Source organism: Microcoleus sp. S13_C5 (assembly GCF_036700845.1).
In the GTDB taxonomy this organism is placed as follows: Bacteria; Cyanobacteriota; Cyanobacteriia; order Cyanobacteriales; family Microcoleaceae; genus Microcoleus.
Genome location: NZ_JAUBPR010000243.1, coordinates 1 through 2,540, shown reverse-complemented (window position 1 = coordinate 2,540; position 2,540 = coordinate 1). Strand labels below are relative to the sequence as shown.

Annotated in this window: 1 protein-coding gene; it reads right to left on the bottom strand. The window is 50.7% G+C overall.

The annotated features are described in order from the left end of the window. On the bottom strand, positions 1–2,540 hold a 2,540-nt coding region (locus QUA04_RS29170; protein ID WP_333264151.1), incomplete at both ends, for a Calx-beta domain-containing protein.

Below are 2,540 nucleotides of genomic sequence, written 5' to 3'. Positions count from 1 at the left end.
TCAGCCGTATTATCCGAAGTCATCCCGATGCTGACATCTGCTGTAGGCTGGCTATTTAGAACTACCGTAAAAGTAGCCTTCCCCCCTGCTTCAGTAGTTGTTAAACCGCTGGTAGGAGTGACGGTGATGCCTTTGCTATCGTTGTCAGTATTAGTAACTGCGACATCGTTGGCATTAACACCACTGTAATTAGTATCGGTACTGGTAGCAGCAGCAGTGACAATCTTGTAAGCAACATTCCCATCTACTACACTGTCATCTACTCCCGTAACTGTGACGGTTTGGGGAGTATTCCAGTTAGCCGGAGTGAAAGTTAAACTCGGTTTATCTACAGTACCTTCAGCCGTATTATCCGAAGTCATCCCGATGCTGACATCTGCTGTAGGCTGGCTATTTAGAACTACCGTAAAAGTAGCAGTTCCCCCCGCTTCTGTGGTTGTTAATCCGGCAGTAGGATTGATAGAAATTCCCGCAGTATCATCGTCTTGAATTGTGGTGGTTACCGGAGAACCAATAATGTTAGCAGTTCCTGGGGCAGTGGCGTTGCTTAGAGTGAGTGCTAGGGTTTCGTTAGGTTCGGTAATTCGATCGCCCACAACGGCCACCGCGATTGTTGCTATGGTAGCATTGGCAGCAAAACTAACCGTACTGCCAGTGGCGGTTACTCCGGTTCCGGTAACAATGGGGTTATTGTAATCGACGCCAGTGGTTGCTGTTCCTCCAAAACTAAAATCAATGCTACTACTTTGGTTCGTTTCTCCGCTACGGGTAACGGTGAAACTTACCGTTTGAGTGCCGCTATTTCCCTCAGTGACGCTGGCGGTACTGCCGACGACGCTGTAAGTAATATCGTTATCGGTAATCTGGGCATTCACCGGCCCGATCGCCAATGTTGTCGGATAATTTGGATCGGTACTGTTGGTAATGGCGTGGGTTAGTGCAACGGTATGGTTGTTTTCCGGTAATGTGTCATCAACAGCACGAACGGTGACAGTTTGAGGAGTTTGGCCATTAACATTTGTGAAGGTTAGAGTTTGCGTGGCAGCAAAATTCGTTCCATCTAGGCTAACTTCTGCTTGAGCATCCGCCGTCACGGTAATGTCAACATTGCTGGTGGGGAGAGTGTTCAATTGTAGGGTATAAGTATCTGTAATTCCCCCTTCTGTTACTTCGGTACTGCCAGCAGATTGAGTGACGGTAACGCCTGGAGTGTCGTTGTCTGTGTTGGTGACGCTGACATCGGCTGGATTGAGATTGTTATAGTTTGTATCGGCGGTGGTGGTATCGGCAGTGGTGATAATTTGGTAGGCAATATCACCGTCAGCCACCGCATCGTCTACTCCGGTAACGGTGACGGTTTGGTAAGCGTTCCAATTGGTGGAATTAAATGTGAGGTTAGCGGGTAAAACGGTGCCTTCTGCGGTGTTGTTGCTGGTTAAGCCAATGGTGACATCGGCTGTGGGTTGGCTGGTTAAGCGGATATCAAACGTAGCAATACCAGCGAATTCGCTGGTATTGCCGCTGATAGGCAGAATGTCAAATCCGGCGGTGTCGTTGTCGGTGATGGTGAAACTACCTGTGGTAGTTGTTCCTAATTGAATGCCTGCCGATGGATTGCTAATGGTGAGGTTGGCAGTTTCGTTAATTTCGGCGATTTGGTCATCGGCTATGGTAAAGGTGACTTGCCCGCTGCTTTCCCCGTTGGCGATGGTTATTTGGGTGGGAATTGTGCCGGTGAAATCAGCAGCCGTGGCAACTCCTGTTAAGGCGAGGTCAACGGTTTGGTCGCCGGCTACAGGTAGGGCGGCTGTAGCAGTGACGGTGATGCTGGTTGTTCCGGCTTCGGTGCCGGTGGTGGGGCTAACTGAGAGGTTGACGGTGGGCGCAGGAATGGTGATGGTAAAGCTGGATGCTGTGGAAGTGTCGATGCCGTCGTTTAATATGCCACCATCATCTTGGAGTTGTACTTGTATGGTGGCGGTGCCGGGGGTGCCGTTGGGGGTGTAGGTGAGGGTGCCGTCGTTGGCGACAGCGGGGAGGGCGGTGAATAAGCTGTTGCCATCGGTGGTGTTAACGATAAAGTCCTTGACGGCTTGGCCCGCTTCATCGGCGGGGCCAAAGTTGAAGCCACTGGCCCAGCTAGGAACGGTTTGGAGAATATTTGTCGAGGTGGCGAGGATTTGGTTGCCGAGGTTGCTGAAACTGGGGGCATCATTGACAGAATTAACGGTGATGGTGAAGGTTTGGGTGGCGGAAGTATCGACACCGCCGTTAGCAGTGCCACCGCTATCTTGGACTTTTACATCGAAGGTAGAAGTGCCGTTAGCATCGGTGGCGGGAGTGTAGGTGAGGTTGCCGTTTGCGTCTATTGCTGGCGATGTGGCAAATAACGCAGAGTTGCTGATGTTACTAACAGTGTAAGTGGCAGTTTGGGCAGCTTCGTTGGCTGCACCGGCGTTGAAGCCCACATTCCGCAGATATTCAAGCAGAAGGAAAGGAAGATAGATTCGGAAACACAAAACTCCCAAACGATTGCCGTG